Source organism: Haloplanus salinarum (assembly GCF_024498175.1).
Lineage (GTDB): Archaea > Halobacteriota > Halobacteria > Halobacteriales > Haloferacaceae > Haloplanus > Haloplanus salinarum.
In genome coordinates this window covers 912,888-930,409 of record NZ_CP101823.1, presented here as the reverse complement: position 1 = coordinate 930,409, position 17,522 = coordinate 912,888, and the positions used below count along the sequence as shown (strand labels likewise).

At 70.0% G+C, this 17,522-nt stretch carries 18 protein-coding genes; 3 read left to right on the top strand and 15 right to left on the bottom strand.

Annotated features, from left to right (window positions below; translation table 11 throughout):
* Positions 1-26 precede the first annotated feature (26 nt).
* The 13 genes from NO364_RS04935 to coaBC form a co-directional block, all read right to left on the bottom strand.
* Complete coding sequence (locus tag NO364_RS04935; RefSeq protein ID WP_157688315.1) at positions 27-995, bottom strand: phosphoadenosine phosphosulfate reductase family protein; 969 nt, start codon at positions 993-995, stop codon at positions 27-29.
* 58 nt (positions 996-1,053) lie between these two features.
* Entirely contained in the window at positions 1,054-1,770 is a 717-nt protein-coding gene (locus NO364_RS04930; protein ID WP_157688314.1) for a Stp1/IreP family PP2C-type Ser/Thr phosphatase, read from the bottom strand.
* Between the two features lie 3 nt (positions 1,771-1,773).
* Positions 1,774-2,544, bottom strand: coding sequence for a hypothetical protein (locus NO364_RS04925; RefSeq protein ID WP_257628685.1), 771 nt, complete (start codon positions 2,542-2,544; stop codon positions 1,774-1,776).
* A 65-nt stretch (positions 2,545-2,609) separates the two neighbouring features.
* Positions 2,610-4,358 (bottom strand): Na(+)/H(+) antiporter subunit D, encoded by a 1,749-nt coding sequence (locus NO364_RS04920; protein WP_157688312.1) that lies wholly within the window; start codon positions 4,356-4,358, stop codon positions 2,610-2,612.
* Positions 4,355-6,064, bottom strand: a complete 1,710-nt coding sequence (locus tag NO364_RS04915) for a proton-conducting transporter transmembrane domain-containing protein (RefSeq protein WP_157688311.1) — start codon at positions 6,062-6,064, stop codon at positions 4,355-4,357. The genes NO364_RS04920 and NO364_RS04915 overlap by 4 nt, the downstream gene beginning before the upstream one ends.
* Positions 6,061-7,587, bottom strand: coding sequence for a proton-conducting transporter transmembrane domain-containing protein (locus tag NO364_RS04910; protein WP_157688310.1), 1,527 nt, complete (start codon positions 7,585-7,587; stop codon positions 6,061-6,063). The genes NO364_RS04915 and NO364_RS04910 overlap by 4 nt, the downstream gene beginning before the upstream one ends.
* The gene (locus tag NO364_RS04905) at positions 7,580-7,945 is read right to left on the bottom strand and encodes a cation:proton antiporter subunit C (RefSeq protein WP_157688309.1); all 366 of its coding nucleotides are present in this window, start codon (positions 7,943-7,945) and stop codon (positions 7,580-7,582) included. Before NO364_RS04905 ends, NO364_RS04910 begins: the two co-directional genes overlap by 8 nt.
* Positions 7,946-8,374, bottom strand: coding sequence for an MnhB domain-containing protein (locus tag NO364_RS04900; protein WP_394352069.1), 429 nt, complete (start codon positions 8,372-8,374; stop codon positions 7,946-7,948).
* Positions 8,375-8,520: 146 nt separating this feature from the next.
* The gene (locus tag NO364_RS04895; RefSeq protein WP_157688307.1) at positions 8,521-9,057 is read right to left on the bottom strand and encodes a DUF4040 domain-containing protein; all 537 of its coding nucleotides are present in this window, start codon (positions 9,055-9,057) and stop codon (positions 8,521-8,523) included.
* Positions 9,054-9,386 (bottom strand): monovalent cation/H(+) antiporter subunit G, encoded by a 333-nt coding sequence (gene mnhG / locus NO364_RS04890; RefSeq protein WP_257628683.1) that lies wholly within the window; start codon positions 9,384-9,386, stop codon positions 9,054-9,056. Before mnhG ends, NO364_RS04895 begins: the two co-directional genes overlap by 4 nt.
* The gene (locus tag NO364_RS04885; RefSeq protein WP_233255340.1) at positions 9,383-9,649 is read right to left on the bottom strand and encodes a monovalent cation/H+ antiporter complex subunit F; all 267 of its coding nucleotides are present in this window, start codon (positions 9,647-9,649) and stop codon (positions 9,383-9,385) included. Before NO364_RS04885 ends, mnhG begins: the two co-directional genes overlap by 4 nt.
* Positions 9,650-9,702: 53 nt before the next feature.
* Positions 9,703-10,806: a monovalent cation/H+ antiporter subunit E gene (locus tag NO364_RS04880; protein WP_257628682.1), complete on the bottom strand. Its 1,104-nt coding sequence runs from the start codon at positions 10,804-10,806 to the stop codon at positions 9,703-9,705.
* A gap of 129 nt (positions 10,807-10,935) precedes the next feature.
* A complete protein-coding gene (gene coaBC, locus NO364_RS04875) occupies positions 10,936-12,099 on the bottom strand; it encodes a bifunctional phosphopantothenoylcysteine decarboxylase/phosphopantothenate--cysteine ligase CoaBC (RefSeq protein WP_257628681.1) in 1,164 nt (387 codons plus the stop codon).
* Positions 12,100-12,269: 170 nt separating this feature from the next.
* Between coaBC and NO364_RS04870 the strand changes: the two genes are divergently transcribed.
* Together NO364_RS04870 and trkA are read left to right on the top strand one after the other, a co-directional pair.
* Positions 12,270-12,809 carry a type II toxin-antitoxin system RatA family toxin gene (locus tag NO364_RS04870; RefSeq protein ID WP_157688302.1) on the top strand — a complete coding sequence of 180 codons (540 nt, stop codon included), beginning with the start codon at positions 12,270-12,272 and terminating at the stop codon, positions 12,807-12,809.
* Between the two features lie 147 nt (positions 12,810-12,956).
* Positions 12,957-14,294: a Trk system potassium transporter TrkA gene (trkA, locus tag NO364_RS04865; protein WP_157688301.1), complete on the top strand. Its 1,338-nt coding sequence runs from the start codon at positions 12,957-12,959 to the stop codon at positions 14,292-14,294.
* A gap of 311 nt (positions 14,295-14,605) precedes the next feature.
* Here the strand turns inward: trkA and gatA are convergent, their stop codons facing one another.
* A complete protein-coding gene (gatA, locus tag NO364_RS04860) occupies positions 14,606-15,877 on the bottom strand; it encodes an Asp-tRNA(Asn)/Glu-tRNA(Gln) amidotransferase subunit GatA (protein WP_257628680.1) in 1,272 nt (423 codons plus the stop codon).
* Complete coding sequence (gene gatC / locus NO364_RS04855; protein ID WP_157688299.1) at positions 15,874-16,152, bottom strand: Asp-tRNA(Asn)/Glu-tRNA(Gln) amidotransferase subunit GatC; 279 nt, start codon at positions 16,150-16,152, stop codon at positions 15,874-15,876. The genes gatA and gatC overlap by 4 nt, the downstream gene beginning before the upstream one ends.
* 115 nt (positions 16,153-16,267) lie before the next feature.
* On the opposite strand from gatC, the gene trpB reads away from it, so the two are divergent.
* Positions 16,268-17,419: a tryptophan synthase subunit beta gene (gene trpB, locus NO364_RS04850; RefSeq protein ID WP_157688298.1), complete on the top strand. Its 1,152-nt coding sequence runs from the start codon at positions 16,268-16,270 to the stop codon at positions 17,417-17,419.
* Positions 17,420-17,522 lie beyond the last annotated feature (103 nt).

Here is a 17,522-nt window from a genome sequence, read left to right as displayed (position 1 = left end):
CGCCCCGCTATGGACGGCGATACGCGCTACATGTAGCCCAGGTCGCGGAGGCGCTCCATGAGGTCCTCCTTGTCCTGAGCGCGGCCGGCGCGTTCGGTCGTGTTCTCGATGTCCTGGAGCCAGGCGGGCTCCTCGTCGGACTTCTCGGTGCTGACCTCGCTCCCGAGCGAGCGGAAGCCGGCGAAGTACTTGGGGCTGACCGGGATGTCGGCCTGCGTGAGGCCGTTCGGGAGGTCCTCGGCGCTCTGGGGCACGTAACCCTCGTTCGGGAAGTCCTCGACGGTGTCGGGGACGACGTAGTTCCAGAAGGCGTCCCACACGTCGCGCTCCGCGAACTGCAGGATCGGCTGGATGCGGTCGTGGGGCGGGTAGATGTCGGGGTCGTGACGCGGGCTGAAGAACGTCTCGTCGGCGCGGGCCTCCTGTTCGTCCCAGCGGACGCCGGAGATGACGCCGTCGATGCCGTACTCCTCGAGCGCGTCGTTCAGCGCGACGGTCTTCAGGAGATGGTTGCCGACGTAGGTGTCGAGCAGGAACGGGAAGTCGTCCTCCTCGTACTCGAGGATGTTCCGGATGTGGTGCTGGTTGTGTTCCGAGAGCTCGGCGACGGGGATGTCGTCGCCCGGCTCCAAGCCGTGTTCCTCGACGTAGTCGCCCACGTCCTCGTTGCGGGCGTAGATGACGTCGAGGTCCCACTCCTCGGCCCAGTGATCGACGAAGTCGTGGATGGCGTCGAAGTGCTGGTAGTGGTCGATGAACACCGCGGGCGGCGTCTCCAGCCCGAACTGCTCGGCGACCTCCTTGATGAAATAGAGGGTGAGCGTCGAGTCCTTGCCGCCGGTCCACATGACCGCGGGGGTTTCGTACTGTTCGAGGCCGATCCGGGTGACATCGATCGCCTTCTCGATCTTGTCTTCGAGCGTCGGATAGTCGTCCGGCGTCTCGCCCTCGCCGTCGGCGTAGTCGACGTCGAGGTAGTCGGGGAACTCGCTCATCGTGTAATGAGATATAATTACCGGAGGTAAAATGCTTTGTGAATCCGGTCCCGGCGGTCTACGGCCGGTGGAGGACGACGGTGACGTTGTCGCTCCCGCCGTTGTCGTTGGCGGCGTCGACGAGACGGTCGACGGCGTCGTCGGGGGAGTCGTCGACGACGACCTCACGGATCGACGGCTCGGGGACCTCCTCGGTCAACCCGTCCGAGCAGAGCAGCAGAGTGCCCGTCACCGGTCGTTCGTACACGTCCGGGTCGACGTCATCGTTCGTCCCGAGCGCCTGCGAGAGGACGTGTCGCTGGGGGTGATCGGCGGCCTCGTCCGGGTCGACGACTCCCTCATCGACCAGCGACTGGACGAGGGACTGATCGACCGTGATCCGGTCGATAGCCGACCCGTCGACGTGGTAGGCGCGGCTGTCGCCCACGTTGACGACGGTCGCCTCGTCGTCGTGGACGAGGGCGGCGACGAGCGTCGTCCCCATGCCCTCGCGACCCTCGGCCCGTGCTCGCTCGCGGACGCGGTCGTTGGCCGCCTCGACCGCCCCACGGAGCGACGCAGCGAGGTCGTCACTGCTCCCGCCGAGGCGGCCCGCGAGCGCGTTCTCGAACGCGTCGAGCGCCGTCTCGCTGGCGACGTCGCCCGCGCGGTGGCCGCCCATCCCGTCCGCGACGGCGAGGAGCGTCCGGTCCCCGTACGTGGTCACGAGGTAGTCGTCCTCGTTGTGGTCGCGTGTCCGCCCCACGTCGGTCCCGGCGGCGGTGTGGCCCGTCATCCGTCACGGTGACTGCCGGCACTCCGGACAGGCGTCGCCGGTGTAGGTCCGTTCGTGTCGCTCACAGAACTGCTTCGTGTCGGTCGTCCCGCCCGCCGCACACTCGGGACAGGTGCCGTCGACGAGTTTCGTCCCGCAGTCCGTGCAGTAGGTCGGCGACGACGGCCCCCGCGATCCCGGGGCGGGATCGGCGGCGGTGTCGGGGCCGGCGCCGCGAGAATCCCGGCCGGCCGCCGGCGCGGAACCGGATCCGCCACTCCCGTCCTCAGCGCTGGACGACTCGCCGATCGACGACCGGTTGATCACGTTGTCGTCGCCGACGGTGGTGCTCCGGTCGACGTTTTTCTGATCGCCCACGACGACGTCCCCGTCGCCCTGGTGGACGACGTTCTGCTCGACGCTCGCCTCGCGCTCGACGGTGAGTCGGAGCGTCGTCCGGTAGCCGAGCGAGATGGTCGCGTCCCGGGCCACCGTCTCGACGAACCCCTCCTCGACCTCGAACTCGTCGCCGCCGGTCGAGACGGTGACGCCGTTGGTGTTGCCGTCGTTTCTGATCTCCACGAACTCCGACCGCGGCGTGAGACGGACCGGCGCCCGTCCGTCCTTCTTGCGCGACACCGTCGCGTCGGCGACGCCGAGCGGCCGGACCCGGCCCTCGCTCTCCGCGACCACGCGGTTGTGCTCCTCGGGTTCGCGATACAGCTCCGTCGGCGAATCGAGCGGAATCCGCCTCCCGTCTTTCTCCCCGTTCGCTGCGGATAGGTACCCCCTCATCGGTCGTGTGGTACCGTCCCGTGTCTCGCACCGTAAATGTAGGGTTCAGTCGGGGGGTCGGCCGGTCAGACGATGCCCAGCCACGCGAGGACGCCGCCGAGGACGAGCATGAGGATGAAGATGCTCCCGCCGATGTCGGCGCGATACCGGGAGAGCGGGGCGGGGTCGGCGCGGACGGCGGCGGCCCGGTCGGCGAGGCCGACGGCGGCCCGGTCGACGGCCGCGTACGTCTCGGTCACCCCGTGGACCAGCGCCCGCGTCCCGTAGAAGACGAGGGGGTTGTACCCGGCGTCCACGTCGGGCACCCGACCGACCTTCGACAGCGGCTTTTTCAGGACCGCGAAGCCGACGACGCCCGCCGCGGCGAGGACGAGTCCCTCGACGATGTGAGGGACGGTGTACGTGTGGTAGACGTGCCCGACGACGCTTCCGTCGGTCACGTCGAACGGGAGCAGGCCGAACAGCGCGCCGTCGAAGACGCCGTAGAACACACACAGCGTCGCGACGAGCAGCATCGGGACCTGCTGTGCCCGCGGGGCCGGCGTCACGGGGTCGCCCTCGTACGGCCCGTGGAGGAAGGCGTAGTAGCCGAACTTGATGAACGACAGGAACGTGCCGACGCCCCCGACGAGGAGTAGCAACTCGAGCGTGTAGAAGTCGCCGACGACGAGGGGCCCCTTCACGAACTCGTAGTGGCTGGCGGAGATGACGATCCCCTTGCTGACGAAGCCGTTGAACCCGGGGAAGCCGGCGATGGAGAGCGCGGCGACGGTGAAAGCCGCGGCGGTGACGGGCATCTTCCGCGCCAGTCCGCCGAGGTACTTCAGGTTCTCCTCGCCGGTCCGGTAGATCACGGCGCCAGCGGTCATGAAGAGGAGGCTCTTGTAGAGGATGTGGTTGAACACGTGGCCGAACGCGCCGGCCTGCGCCAGCGCGCCGCCGATGCCTACGCCCGCGACCATGTAGCCCACCTGCGACTGGATGTGATAGGAGAGCAGCCGTCGCATGTCGTTCTGGAGGAGCGCCGCGGCCGCGCCGAAGACGGCCATCGCACCGCCCATGTAGGCGACCCAGAGGTGGCCCTCGGGGAACGCCCGGTACATGCCGTAGACGCCGGTCTTGGTGGTGTAGACACAGAGGAAGACGCTCGCCGCGATGTGGGGTCTCGGGTAGGTGTCGGGGAGCCACGCGTGCAGGCCGATAAAGCCGACGTTGACGCCGATGCCGAGGGCGGCGAGCACCTGTGGCACCGTCCCGACGATGCCGTCGGCGGCGCTGAAGAGGACGGATCCGACGGCGGCGTAGTGCCACACGATGGCCGCCAGCAGGAGGCTCCCCCCGATGCCGTGGAGGAGCGCGTACCGGAAGCCGGCGCGCACGGCCTTCCCGCCGTAGTCCCAGACGAGGAGCGTACTCGTCACCGCCATCAGCTCCCACCAGACGATCAGGGTCAGCCAGTCGCCGGCGAAGACGGCGCCGAGGCTCGACCCGACGTAGGTGAGCGCGTAGGCCGTCTGCTTGCTCTCCGCACCGGTCGCCCACGAGTAACCGACGGCGACGGTCCCGATGAAGGCGAAGACGAGGCCGACGACCCATGAGAACGGATCGACGTTGAAGAAGACGGCGTCGAAGCCGAAGAGCCGCCCGGTCAGGTGCGTCCCCTCGGGGACCAGCCAGATCCAGACCGTCACGAGTGCGGTCGTCCCCCCGCCGAGCAGGTGGGCGAGGCGGCGTCGTCCGCCGGCGAGACCGGTCGCGAGCGCCGCGGCGAGGACGACGACCCCCGGCGGGAGCGCGGTGAGCGGTCCCGTCACAGGACGCTCACCCCGGTGGCGCCCTCGACGATGACGTCGACGAGGCGCAGGAACACCGCCGTCTCGGGGACGACGCCGATGAGAACCGCACCCACCATCGCCGCGAGGATGGGCCCGAGCATGAACCACGTGCTCTCGCCGCCGACCCAGCCTCGGCGTTCCCACCCGCCGACGGGCGGGCCGCCGTGGTCGTCGTCGTGTTCGTCGTCGTGTCCGTGCTCGTCGTGTTTGTCGTATCCGTGGTCGTCGTGCCCGTCCGCCCCGTCGTGCCCGCCGTCCGTGACGGCGCCGGAGTCGGGCGTCGGCTCCGCGGGGAGGATCGACCGCGACTCGCCGCCGAGGGGGAACTCCACGAGCGGCTTGGCGTCGTGTTCGTCCTCGGCCTCGAAGAAGGCCTGATAGAACACGGGCCAGAAGTACGCGATGTTGAGGACGCCCGAGACCAGGAGGACGACGGCGAAGACGGCCTGGTCGGCGCTCACGCTCCCGATCAGGAGGTACCACTTGCTGACGAAGCCGGCGACCAGCGGGATGCCGGCCATACCCGCGGCGGCGACGCCGAAGGCGAGCATGGTCAGGGGCATCCGCTTGCCGATGCCGGCCATGTCGCTGATGTCGTCGGTGTGGGTCTCGACGTGGATGGCGCCGGCGGTGAAGAAGAGAGTGAGCTTCATGAACGCGTGAGCGGGGATGTGCAGGAGGCCGCCCACGATCGACGTGGGATCGAGGATGGCGATGCCGAGGACGATGTAGGAGAGCTGACTCACCGTCGAGAACGCCAGCCGGCGTTTGAGGTTGTCCTGGCGGAGCGCGATGACGCTGGCGAGCGTGAGCGTCGCGGCGGCGACGACGGCGAGCGGCAGGCCCATCCCGAGCGCGCCGGTGAGGTCGACGCCGTAGACGTCGAGAACGACGCGCGCGATGCCGAAGACGCCGCTCTTGACGACGGCGACGGCGTGGAGCAGCCCCGAGACGGGTGTGGGCGCCACCATCGCGTCGGGGAGCCACGAATGCAGCGGCATGAGCGCCGCCTTCACGCCGAAGCCGCCGATCAGGAGGACGAAGGCTGCCCGAGCGAGGACGGGGTCGGCGGTCGCGAGGGCGTCGATGCCGCCCGCGGCGAAGGCCGTGGTGTCCGCCATCGTCGCGACCAGCACCGTCCCCGCGAGGACGGCCACGCCGCCGCCGAAGGTGTACGCGAGGTACTTCCGGCCGGCGGCCCGCGCCTCGGGCGTCTCGTCGTGGGTGACGAGCGGATACGTCGCGACGGTCAGGAGTTCGTAGAAGACGAAGATGGTGACGAGGTTGGCGGCGAAGGCGACGCCGAGGGCGGCGGCGACGCTCGCGGCGAAGGCCGCGAAGTAGCGCGTCTGATCGCCCTCGTCCAGCCCGCGCATGTAGCCGATGCTGTAGAAACTGGTCACCAACCAGAGCAGGCTGGCGACGGTCGCAAAGAGCAGTCCCAGCGGGTCGGCCTGCAGGGAGAACTCCACGCCGGCGACGAGCGTCCCGAGGTCGGCCACGTAGACCGTCCCGTCGAGGGCGCCGGGGAGCATGCTGGCGACGAGGGCGAACGATCCCACGGCCGCGAGCACGGTCCACCCCTCGCGGAGGTTCGGTCGACGGGCGGAGGCGAGGATCGGTACCACGGCCACCGCCGCGACGGCGACGGCCAGAGCCGGTCTGAGTGAGGCGATGTCGGTCATGGCGAGAGGAGCGTGTCGATGGTCGGTTCCAGCGCGGTCCCGAGGTCGGTGACGACGAGGCCGAGAACGACGGCGACGACGGCGGCGCCGACGACGAGCGCGAGCGCCCGGCGACTGGGGCGGGCGGTCGGCGGGGGCGAGGGGCCGAGTGCGTCGCCCTCGGCGTCGCCGTCACGGCCACCGTCGGTCGCGGCCAGGACGCTCTCGGAGGCCGGCGCGACGAACATCCGCTCGACCAGCAGGGCGAAGTACGCGAGCGTCAGGAGCGTCGACGCGAAGATGACGACGGCGACGGGCCAGGTGCCCGCCCGGACGGCGCCGAGCGCGATGTACCACTTGCCCGCGAAGCCGACGGCCGGCGGGACGCCGACCATCGCGAGCATGAGTACGGCGCTCGCCCCGCCGAGAACCGGGAACCGGTCGGCGAGGCCGGCGTACTCGTCGACGGTCCGGGCGCCGGTCACGTCGGCGACGGTGCCCGCGGCGACGAACAGCCCACCCTTCATGATCGCGTGACCGAGCAGGTGGACGACGGCGCCGAAGACCGCCGCCGGCGTGCCGATGGCGACGCCGACGACGACCAGGCCGTACTGCGACACCGACGAGTAGGCGAGCATCCGCTTGACCTCGGATTGGGTCACCGCGAGGACGCTCCCGACGACGATGCTGACCGCCGCGAAGACGATCAGGGCGTCGCGGGCGACCGGGACGGCCTCGAAGAAAGCCGGGGTGTAGACGGTGTAGACCAGCCGGAGGAGCGCGTAGGCCGCCACCGTCGAGACGAGCGCGGCGATGAGCGCGCTCACGCTGTCCGGGGCGTCGGCGTAGGCGTCGGGCTGCCAGGTGTGCAGCGGGAACAGCGCCGTCTTGGTCGCGAGGCCGACGACGATGAACCCGAAGGAGGCGAGCACGAGCGGCGAGTCGTAGCCGGCCGCCGCCAGCTCGGTCGCGAGGTCGGCCATGTTGAGCGTCCCCGTCGCCACCAGTGCGTAGCCGACCCCGAGCAGGTACAGCGAAGCGGCGACGGTGCCGAAGAGGAGGTACTTGAGCGCCGACACGGCCGAGCGACCGGTCCCGGCGCTCGCGACCAGCGCGTAGGTCGCCAGCCCCGTAATCTCGAGGAAGACGTAGAGGTTGAACACGTCGCCGGTGACGGCCATCCCCGAGAGACCGGCGACGAGGAGGAGGTACTCGGCGTAGAAGGCCGTCCCGCCGGGGTCGTCCTCCGTGACGAACGCGAGGGCCGCGAGGGAGACGACGGCGACGAGGACGACCACCGCGGCCGACAGGCCGTCGACGACGAGTTCGATGCCGTAGGGGGCGACGAAGCCGCCGACCCCCACCGAGAGCGGACCGTCGAGGATGGCCCGGGAGCCGAGCCACCCCGCGAGCCCCGTCTGGGCGGCGAGGACGACCGGCGCGACGACCGCCGGTCCCCGCTCGGAGCCCAGTCCGGCCGCGACGGCGAGCAGCGCCCCCAACAGCGGGAGGGCGACCAGGAGGGGGAGGTAGGCGTCACTCATCCGTGCGCACCTCCTCCAGCGTGCGCTCGTTGATCGTGCCGTAGCTCTCGTAGATGCGGACGACGAGGCCGAGCGCGACGGCCGTCAGGCTCACCCCGACGACGATGGCGGTCAGGATGAGCACGTGCGGCAGCGGCGAGACGAAGGGGCCGCCACCGCCGCCGCTCTGGACCACCGGGGAACGGCCCTCGGTGTGGAAGCCCGCCGAGATGAAGAAGACGAAGATGCCGGTCTGGAAGACGTTCATCCCGATGATCTTCTTCACGAAGTTGTCGCTCTCGATCATGACGTACGCGCCGATGCCGAGCAGCGCCACCACGACGAGGTAGGTGTACTTCGTCGTGAGGAGTTCGATCATCTACCGATCCCCCTCCGAGCCGGCGTCGTCGTCGACGTCGACCCCGGTCCCCAGCAGGAAGAAGAGGCCGGTGATGACGCCCGACACCACGACGCCGATGCCGACTTCGACGAGTTCGATGCTGTATTTGCTGCCATGGTGGAACAACGTCTCGTATCCGGAGACCTGGAGGAAGTTGCCGCCGACGAGATAGCCCCCCAGGCCGATGAGGAGGAAGGTTCCGACCCCGGAGAGGACGAGGAGGGCGAGCTGTTCGTTCCGCAGGTGCGCGGCGATGGGTTCGATACCGAACGCGAACCCGAGCATGACGACGGTCGTCGCGGCGATGACGCCGCCCTGGAACCCGCCGCCCGCGGAGCTCGCGCCGTGGAACATCACGAACACGCCGAGGGTGAGAACGAAGGGGGCGATCACCCGGACGGTCGTCATGATGATCGTGCTCTCGACGTAGGGGGGCCGCTCGTCGGCGGGCCGTGAGATGGACCCCTCGCCGTCGGGTCCCGCGTCGGGCCGGTCGTCGTCGTCGCCGGCGCGTTCGGAGTCGGCCGCCGGGTCTGGGGTCGGGTCACGGTCGCTCATACGAACGCCTCCCGTCGGAGGACGAGCAACATGGCGATGCCGGCGGCGAAGACGACGGCCACCTCGCCGAGGGTGTCGAAGCCACGGTAGCCGACGAGGACGGCCGTGACGACGTTCGTCACGCCGGTGTCGTCGTAGGCGTTGGAGAGGTAGTGCTGGCTCACCTCGCCGGCGAGGACCGGGGCCGACGGATCGCCGACCGCGGGGAGCGCCGGCACCGTCGCGCCGACCGTGACGACGACGGCGACGACCGCCAGCCCGGAGCGGAGGCCGATCCCCTCGAACCGCTCGGAGCGGGTGACCGTCGTCCGGGCGATGGTGAGCAAGAAGAGGACCGTCGTGATCCCGGCGCCGACGGCCGCCTCCGTGAGCGCGACGTCGGGGGCCCGGAGGAACGCCCAGAGGACGGCGACGCCGAAGCTGTAGCCGGCGAAGGCGACGATGCTGCCGACCACGTCGCGGATGACGGCGGCCGCGAGCGCGCTCCCCAGCATGAACAGGAGGACGACCGCGACGGGGACGGAGAGGCTCACGACTCACCTCCCTCGTCGCCGATCCGGGCGTCCTCGCCGGTCGGTTCGATCCCCTCCTCCTTGGCGGCGCGGGCGATGGCGTGGGCGGCCGTCGGGCTCGTCACGAACAGGAAGAGCAACAGGAAGACGAGCTTCAGCGACTCGGTGCTCACACCGAGGACGATGGCGATACCGGCAAGCGACAGGACCGAGCCGAGGGTGTCGCTTTTCGACGCCGCGTGCAGGCGGGCGTAGAGGCCGGGCAGGCGGACGAGGCCGACGGTGGCGACGAAGCCGAAGAAGGTCCCGACGACGACGAAAACCGCCGCCAGGATCTCGATCGGCGTCACAGGACACCACCCCACTCGACGGTGATCTTCGAGACGGCGATGCTCATGACGAAGTTGAGCAGGCCGTACACCAGAGCCACGTCGAGGTAGCCGTACTCGCCGAGGGCGACGCTCACCAGCGCGATGACGATGACGGTGTTCGTCCCGACGACGTTGATGGCGACGATGCGGTCCTGCGTGGTCGGGCCGCGGACGACCCGGTAGAGGAGGACCACCGCGAACAGCGTGAAGGCCGCGGCCGCGGCGAGGAGGATCGACGACAACGTCGCGGAGACGGTGACGTCGGGGCCGCCGGCGGCCGCGAGGAGGAACGGCGTCACGACTCACCCTCCCGGTCGTCGAGCCGTTCGCGCGGCGAGGCGATGCGTGCCGACTCGCGGCCGTAGAAGACGAAGCGGACGAGTCGTTCGAGTTTCCCGTCGAGGAGGTCCGTCTCCGCGTCGGGGATCAGCGCGTGGACGAGGAAGTGCTGGCGGCTCACGTCGACCGTCAGCGTCCCCGGTGTCAGCGTGATCGAGTTGGCGAGCGTGGTGACGGGCATGTCGCCCCAGACCGCGGCGTCGAACTCGACCATCCGCGGGTCGATGGGGAGACGCGGATGCAACACCACGTACGCGAGCGCGACGTTCGCCTTCGCGATCTCCCAGAGCAGGATCGGCGTGTACGCCGCCAGCCGGGCGAGCGTGGCGGCGACGAACCGCAGGTTCGGCACCTCGCCTTTGAGTGCCACGCTAGCGAGGGTGACCGCCACCACCCCGGCCGTGGCGACGCCCGTGATCAGTTCGTACGGGTCGGTGACGTGCCACCCGCCGAGCGCCAGGTAAAACAGGAAGGACGCGGAGAAGACCACGAAGAACTCGGGGAGGCCGATGGCGGTAAAGGGGAGGCTCCGCCGCGTCCGGCGGGTGACCGGCGCCTCCAGTACGTCGAAGCCCCGGTCCGCGAGTTCCGCCTCGAAGGAGCGCAGGATCGGAGCGCTCCCGCCGGGACGAAAGGACGGATCGACGACGACCCGCTGGACGTCGTTCGCCGCGGCGTAGCCCGCGATGACGTCGGCGAAGTCGCCGGGGCTGAAGACGTACTCGTTCGTCCCGACGATGGACGACTCGAAGACGACGGTCTCGGGGGCGTCCTCGGCGGTCAACCCGTCGAGGTCCTCACGTGCCCAGGCGACGACCCGGTCCAGCAGCGTCCGCGCGGACTCGACGTCCGCCGGGTCGGCCTCGACGGTGCGCCAGCGCGCGGGGTAGACGAAGTGGAGCGTGAGCGGCGTCCCCACGGTGTCGACCGTCACCTCGCCCTCGTCCGCGTCTTCGGTGACCGACGCGTAAGCTCGTTCGACCGCGTACGTCACCGTCCGCCGCAACGTCTCCGAGTCACCGACCGGGACGAGTACGTCGCGTCCGCCTTCACCCGCCATCGGGCGGTCGACCTCCGGCGACCCGAGCGGTGGCTCTCCCGTGCATTCGTATCATCGTGTAGCGTTCGGTTCCGCTTTCATAACTATTGCTATACGGCCGGCGAGCGTCCCTACGCGGCCGTCGATCCGTCAGTCGAGGGTCGTCGCGAGACGGTCGGCGACCCGCCGGCCCAGGCCGCCCTTCGAGCCCCGGAACCGATCCACGTCGTCCGCGTCGACCACCAGCGCCCGGGTGTCGTCACCCCCCATCACCGACGCGTCGTTGGCGACGACGAACGCCAGGTCGACACGGTCCCGGAGGCGTCGAGCCCGCTCGATCATCGCCTCGTCGTCGCCGCCGGTCTCCGCCTTGAACCCGACCATCGCGAGGCCGGGGTGGTCGGCACGCACGGCGTCGAGGAGCTTCGGCGTCGGTTCCAGTTCGAGGGTGATCGGCTCGCCCGAGCGGATCTTCTCGCCGGCGCGCTCGACCGTGAAATCGGAGATGGCGGCGGCCGAGACGAGGGCGTCGGCCGGGTCGTCGCCCGCGACCGCCGCCGATACGGCGTCGATCATCTCCGCCGCGCTCTCGACGGCGCGCACGTCGGCGTAGTGGACGGCCGGGCCGTCGTGGACGAGCGTCACGTCGGCACCGCGGACGTGACAGGCGCGGGCGACCGCCCGCCCGGTGCGCCCGGAGGCGCGGTTCGAGAGCGTCCGGATGGGGTCGACCGACTCCGTGGTCGCGCCGCTCGTGACGACGACGTGCCGGCCGGCGAGCGGATCGGGGGTCGTCGCCCGCGCGACGGCGGTGACGATGGCGTCCTCGCTCGCGATCTTGGCCTTCCCCTCCTCGATCCGCGGGTCGACGAAGTCGACGCCCCAGGACTCGACGCGGTCGATGGCGTCGAGGACCCCCGGGTGGTCGTACATCGGTTCGTGCATCGCGGGCGCGACGACGACCGGCACGTCCGCGCCGAGGGCCGTCGTCGCACACGTCGTCACGGGCGTGTCGTCGACGGCCGCGGCCACCTTGCCGACGGTGTTCGCGGTGGCCGGGGCGATCAACAGGACGTCCGCCCACCCCTCGCGCCCACAGAGCTCGACGTGTTCGACCGCGCCAGTCAGTTCCGTCACCGGCCGGGTGTCGGTGGCGAACTGGAGTGCCCACGGGTGGACGATCCCACGGGCGGCGTCGGTCGTCACGGCTCTGACGCGCGCGCCGTGGCGACGGAGTTCGTGGGCGAGTTCCACCGTCTTCACCGCCGCGATGCTACCCGTCACCCCGAGCGCGACGTGCGTTCCCTCGAGCATTCGTCCGCACTTTCGTGGCGAGGGTCTTAAGGGTCGGCGCCGGGGGGCGCGTGGCGGCCCCCGACCCGAGCGACGCTCCCACCGCCGGCCGTCGCTCGCGAGATCCACCACCGTGGGAGGCCGGTTGGGACAGCCGGCAGTATTACCACGCCACGGTCCGTGGATCCCACGTGGACCGTATCCACGTCAGTACGGTCGTCTGCCTGTCGACCGAGGAGGTGTACGACTTCCTCGTCGACTTCCCGCGATACGCCAGGTATTCGGAGTATCTGACCGAGGTGGAGGCCGACGGCGACGGCTCGCCGGGCACCCGGTATCGGCTGCGGTTCTCGTGGTGGAAGCTCTCCTACACCGCCCACACCGAGGTGAGCGATGCCGAGCCGCCGACCCGGCTGGACTGGCGGGTGACCGAGGACCTCGACGCCAAGGGGCGGTGGCGGGTCGATCCCCTCGACGACGTCCCCGAGACGGTGCCGGACGCGACGGGACCGGCGTGTCGCGTCCACCTCGAAGTCGAGTTCGATCCCGGCTCCGTCGGCGGAGAGATGCTGGATCTGCCGCGGTTCGTCTCCCTCGACTGGGTCGTCGAGAAGGTGAAACCGGTGCTCGTCGCGGAGGCCGAACGCGTGGTCGAACGGATCGTCGCCGACGTGGAAGGGCGGCGGCGCGACGCCGAACTCGTCGTCCACGAGGCGCCGGGTGAGCGCTGAGACTGTTTATTGTGAGTCAGTACCGGTAGGTCGCCGGACTGTCCTGGCGACCCACCGGAACACAGTTACAACAATCCGTACGAGAAGCGAAATCATGAAGCCGCGGGCCCGTGGAGGGGACGGTATGTCACTCGGGAGCGTCGAAGCGTGCACATAATCGTCGTCGGCGCCGGACAGGTCGGATCGAGCATCGCAGCCGACCTCGCGAACGCACACGACATCGTCGTCGTGGACCGCGACGGCGACCGGACCGAGGATCTGGCGTACTCGCTCGACGTGTTGACCGTTCAGGGTGACGGCACCGCGCTGTCGACGCTGGAGGAGGCCGACATCGACGAGGCCGACATGGTCATCGCCAGCACCGACAACGACGAGACGAACATCGTCATCTGTTCGACGGCGCGCGCGGTGAGCGACTCCTTCACCGTCGCCCGCGTCAAGAACACGGAGTACCTGCGGACCTGGGAGCGCTCACAGGGAGCGTTCGGCGTCGACTTCATGGTCTGTACGAACCTGCTCGCGGCGGAGTCCATCGTCCGGGTGGTCGGCATCCCGGCCGCCCGCGACGTGGACTCCTTCGCCGACGGACACGTCCAGATGGCGGAGTTCGAGATCCCCGCTGGCAGTCCGGTAACCGACCAGTCGATCGCCGAGGCCGACCGCTTCGAGAGCCTCACCTTCGCCGCCGTCCTCCGGGACGACGAGGTGGAGATCGCGCGCGGGGACACGAACCTCGGCGAAGGTGACCGCGTGGTCGTGATCGGGAGTCCCGAGTCGGTTCGGGGGTTCGCGACCACCATCGCGCCGAACGAGCGCCCCGGGACCGCGGAGGAGGTCGTCATCGTCGGCGGGAGCGAGATCGGCTATCACGTCGCCCGACTGCTCGGCGAGCGGGGGTTCAAGCCGCGGCTGATCGAACGGGACACCGAACGCGCCCGGCAACTGGCGGAGGACCTCCCGAACACCGTGGTGATGGAGAGCGACGCCACGGACATCGACTTCCTGGAGCGCGAACACGTCGGCGACGCCGACTTCATGGTCGCGGCGCTCGACTCCGACGAGAAGAACCTGCTGGTGTCGCTGCTGGCGCGCCGCCTCGGCGTCGAGCGGACCGTCGCGGTCATCGACACCCCGGCGTACGTCGAACTGTTCGAGACCGTGGGCGTCGACGTGGGGATCAACCCCCGCGAGGTGGTGGCCGAGGAGATCACTCGATTCACCCGCGACGGCGGCGCGGAGAACGTCGCCATCATCGAGAGCGACCGAGCCGAGGTGGTGGAAGTCGAGGTGGACGACGCGAGCGTCCTCGCCGGTCGGCCGATCCACGAGTCGGTCGCCGACCTCCCCGAGGGCGTCGTCATCGGCGCTATCACTCGTGATGGGAACCTCATCACCCCGCGCGGGGACACGGTGATCCAGCCGGTGGATCACGTCGTCGCCTTCCTCGACGCCTGCGTCGCGGACGAGGTGACCCCGGAGCTGTGACGGTCGGGGGCCACGATGGTCGGATAGCGCGGGCGGGTGGGGCGAGCCTCGACGCGAACTGAGCACCCGTCGGTTCCGGCCGCCGCCCCCCGATATCAGCATTGAGAACTCGGGGCGTAACGTTATACCGTCACGGGACGCGGGTTCTGGTGGGCTTCCCGATCACGGTTACGGCGTTGACGTTCGTCGACGCCGACACGGCGCGGCTCCGGGGGGAACGCGTCGTCGTCGGATCGGGACGCCCGTCGCGTGTGACACTCCCCAGTACTCCTACCACGATCGATAACTAGCCGGACTGCGGACCGGATGGTTCAGTTCTCGACGGCGCTCGCCGCCCGGACGATGTCGCGCTCGCCGAAGGCCGGGCCGATCAACTGGAAGCCGACGGGGAGGCCGTCGGCCCGTCCCGCGGGCACGGAGATGGCCGGGAGGTTCGCCAGGTTCACCGGCACCGTGTTGGCGTCCGCGAGGTACATCTGGAGCGGGTCGTCGAGGCTCTCGCCGAGTTCGAAGGGGAGGACTGGCATCGTCGGCGACGCGAGCACGTCCGCCTCGGCCAGCGCCTCGTCGAAGTCCCGTTTGAGCCACGCGCGGGCGTCCTGTGCCTTCGCGTAGTACTTGTCGTGGTAGCCGGCCGACAGGGCGTACGTGCCGAGGAGGATGCGGCGTTTCACCTCGTCGCCGAAGCCCTCCTCGCGGACGCGGGCGAAGGTCTCGTTCCAGTTGCCCTCGGCGTCGGTCTCCGGACCGTAGCGCACGCCGTCGAACCGCGCGAGGTTCGAGGACGCCTCGGACATGGCGATCACGTAGTAGGCCTGGACCGCGTGCTCGACGGAGGGGAGGCTCACCTCGTGGGTCTCCGCGCCCTGTGCTTTCAGGTCGTCGAGCGTCGCCTCGAACCGCTCGACGACCCGCTCGTCGGCCCCCTCGATCAACTCGGTCGGGACGCCGACCGAGAGCCCCTCGACGTCGCCGTCGGCGGCGCTCGCGTAGTCGGCGTCGGCGCCCGCCTCGCGGGTCGTCGCGTCGCGGTCGTCGGGACCGGCGATCACCTCGAGGACCTCGGCGGCCTCCTCGACGGTCGGGGCCAGCGGGCCGATCTGTTCCAGGGAGTTGGCGTAGGCCACCAGCCCGTACCGGGAGACCAGCCCGTAGGTGGGCTTGATGCCGACGACGCCACAGAACGCCGCCGGACAGCGGACGGAGCCGCCGGTGTCGCTCCCGAGGGCGACGTCGGCCTCGCCGGCGGCGACGGCCGCGGCGCTGCCGCCCGAGGACCCCCCGGGGACCCGGGACTCGTCGACCGGGTTGCGCGTCGGCCCGAACGCCGACGTCTCGGTCGTCGTCCCCATCCCGAACTCGTCCATGTTGGTCTTGCCGACGAGCGTCGCGCCGGCGCCCTTGAGCCGTTCGACGACCGTCGCGTCGTAGGGGGGAACGTAGTCGGCGAGCATCTCGGAGCCGCAGGTGGTCCGGACGCCCGCCGTCGAGATGTTGTCCTTAATCGCTACGGTCCGGTCGGCGAGCGGTCCGTCGTCGTCGCCCTCGACCGTCGTCTCGGTGATGAAGGCGTCGACGCTCATGAGACGCTCGGCCCCTTGAAGTAGCCGTCCTCGGTCTCGGGGGCGTTCCCCAGGGCCTCCTCCTGTGAGAGCCCGTCACGCACCTCGTCGGCGCGCATGACGTTCACCAGGTCGGCCTCGGCGTCGACCTCCGGCACGTCGTCGAGGGTATCGAAGTAGGAGAGAACGTCGGAGAACTGCTCGGTGAACCGCTCCACCTCGTCCTCGTCCAGGTCGATCCGGGCCAGATCCGCGGTGTGGCGGACCTCGTCGGGATCGACGGGCGTCTCGCTCATGTGTGTGGCCACTTCCGGGCCGGCACTAAGGGTTTCGGTCCACCGGTCGAGCGGCGGCCCAGCGGCGACCGTCGGCCAGTAGCGTTTATGTGCCCCGAGCGAGCATCCGACGCCCATGGCCGACGGAACCTTCGACGGCTACGGCGGTCGTCACGTCCCCGACATGCTCGAAGAGCCCCTCGAACACCTCGCGAACGCCTACGACGAGGTGGCGGGTACGGAGTCGTTCCAGGCGGACCTCCGGGACCTCCTGGAGACGTTCGCCGGGCGGCCCACGCCGCTGTACTACGCCCGCAACCTCAGCGAGCGGTACGGCGCCGACATCTACCTCAAGCGGGAGGACCTGCTCCACGGCGGCGCCCACAAGATCAACAACACCCTCGGCCAGGCGTTGCTCGCGAAGCGGGCGGGCAAGGACCGCCTCATCGCCGAGACGGGGGCCGGCCAACACGGGACGGCGACGGCGATGGCCGGTGCCCTCCTCGATCTGGATACCGAGATCTACATGGGGAAAAAGGACGTCGAGCGCCAGAAGATGAACGTCTTCCGGATGCGGCTGATGGGGGCGACGGTCAACGAGGTGACCCGCGGCGGGGCGGGCCTCGCCGACGCCGTCGACGCCGCGCTGGAGGACATGGCCGCGAACGTCGAGGACACCCACTATCTCGTGGGGAGCGTCGTCGGTCCCGATCCGTTCCCGCGGATGGTCCGGGACTTCCAGTCGGTCATCGGCGAGGAGGCCCGCGAACAGATCCTCGACCGCACCGGCTCCCTGCCCGACGTGGCGGTCGCCTGCGTCGGCGGCGGATCCAACGCTATCGGCCTCTTCCATCCCCTCCGCGACGACGACGTCGCCTTCTACGGCGCGGAGGGCGGCGGCGAGGGCCAGGGCTCCGGCCGCCACGCCGCCCCTCTCGCCGAGGGCGAGGACGAGGTCATCCACGGGATGAAGACGCGCGTCATCGACGACGGCACCGAGGTCCACTCGGTCTCCGCCGGCCTCGACTACCCGGGCGTCGGCCCCGAACACGCCATGTTCCGGGCCGCCGGGCGCGCCGAGTACACCGCCGTCACCGACGACGAGGCGCTCGCGGCCTTCCGCGAACTCTCCGAAACGGAGGGGATCATCCCCGCCCTCGAATCGAGTCACGGCGTGGCGCTGGCCATCGAACTCGCCGAACGCGGCGAACACGACAGCATCCTCGTGAACCTCTCGGGGCGCGGCGACAAGGACATGGAGACGGCCGCCGAACACTTCGACCTCTAACCCGGCGACCGTCGCCGCTCCCCTCCCGGTCCGACACGTCCCGTAGCCGAGCCCCGGCGACGTGCTCGGCGGGTCCTACCGCGATCCCCATCGGTGAACGAAG

Bases quoted from the DNA above. Each gene is read 5' to 3' on its own strand.
- NO364_RS04935 (WP_157688315.1), bottom strand. From the start codon at position 995: ATGAGCGAGTTCCCCGACTACCTCGACGTCGACTACGCCGACGGCGAG.
- NO364_RS04930 (WP_157688314.1), bottom strand. From the start codon at position 1,770: ATGACGGGCCACACCGCCGCCGGGACCGACGTGGGGCGGACACGCGAC.
- NO364_RS04925 (WP_257628685.1), bottom strand. From the start codon at position 2,544: ATGAGGGGGTACCTATCCGCAGCGAACGGGGAGAAAGACGGGAGGCGG.
- NO364_RS04915 (WP_157688311.1), bottom strand. From the start codon at position 6,064: ATGACCGACATCGCCTCACTCAGACCGGCTCTGGCCGTCGCCGTCGCG.
- NO364_RS04910 (WP_157688310.1), bottom strand. From the start codon at position 7,587: ATGAGTGACGCCTACCTCCCCCTCCTGGTCGCCCTCCCGCTGTTGGGG.
- NO364_RS04905 (WP_157688309.1), bottom strand. From the start codon at position 7,945: ATGATCGAACTCCTCACGACGAAGTACACCTACCTCGTCGTGGTGGCG.
- NO364_RS04900 (WP_394352069.1), bottom strand. From the start codon at position 8,374: ATGACGACCGTCCGGGTGATCGCCCCCTTCGTTCTCACCCTCGGCGTG.
- NO364_RS04880 (WP_257628682.1), bottom strand. From the start codon at position 10,806: ATGGCGGGTGAAGGCGGACGCGACGTACTCGTCCCGGTCGGTGACTCG.
- coaBC (WP_257628681.1), bottom strand. From the start codon at position 12,099: ATGCTCGAGGGAACGCACGTCGCGCTCGGGGTGACGGGTAGCATCGCG.
- gatA (WP_257628680.1), bottom strand. From the start codon at position 15,877: ATGAGCGTCGACGCCTTCATCACCGAGACGACGGTCGAGGGCGACGAC.
- gatC (WP_157688299.1), bottom strand. From the start codon at position 16,152: ATGAGCGAGACGCCCGTCGATCCCGACGAGGTCCGCCACACCGCGGAT.
- trpB (WP_157688298.1), top strand. From the start codon at position 16,268: ATGGCCGACGGAACCTTCGACGGCTACGGCGGTCGTCACGTCCCCGAC.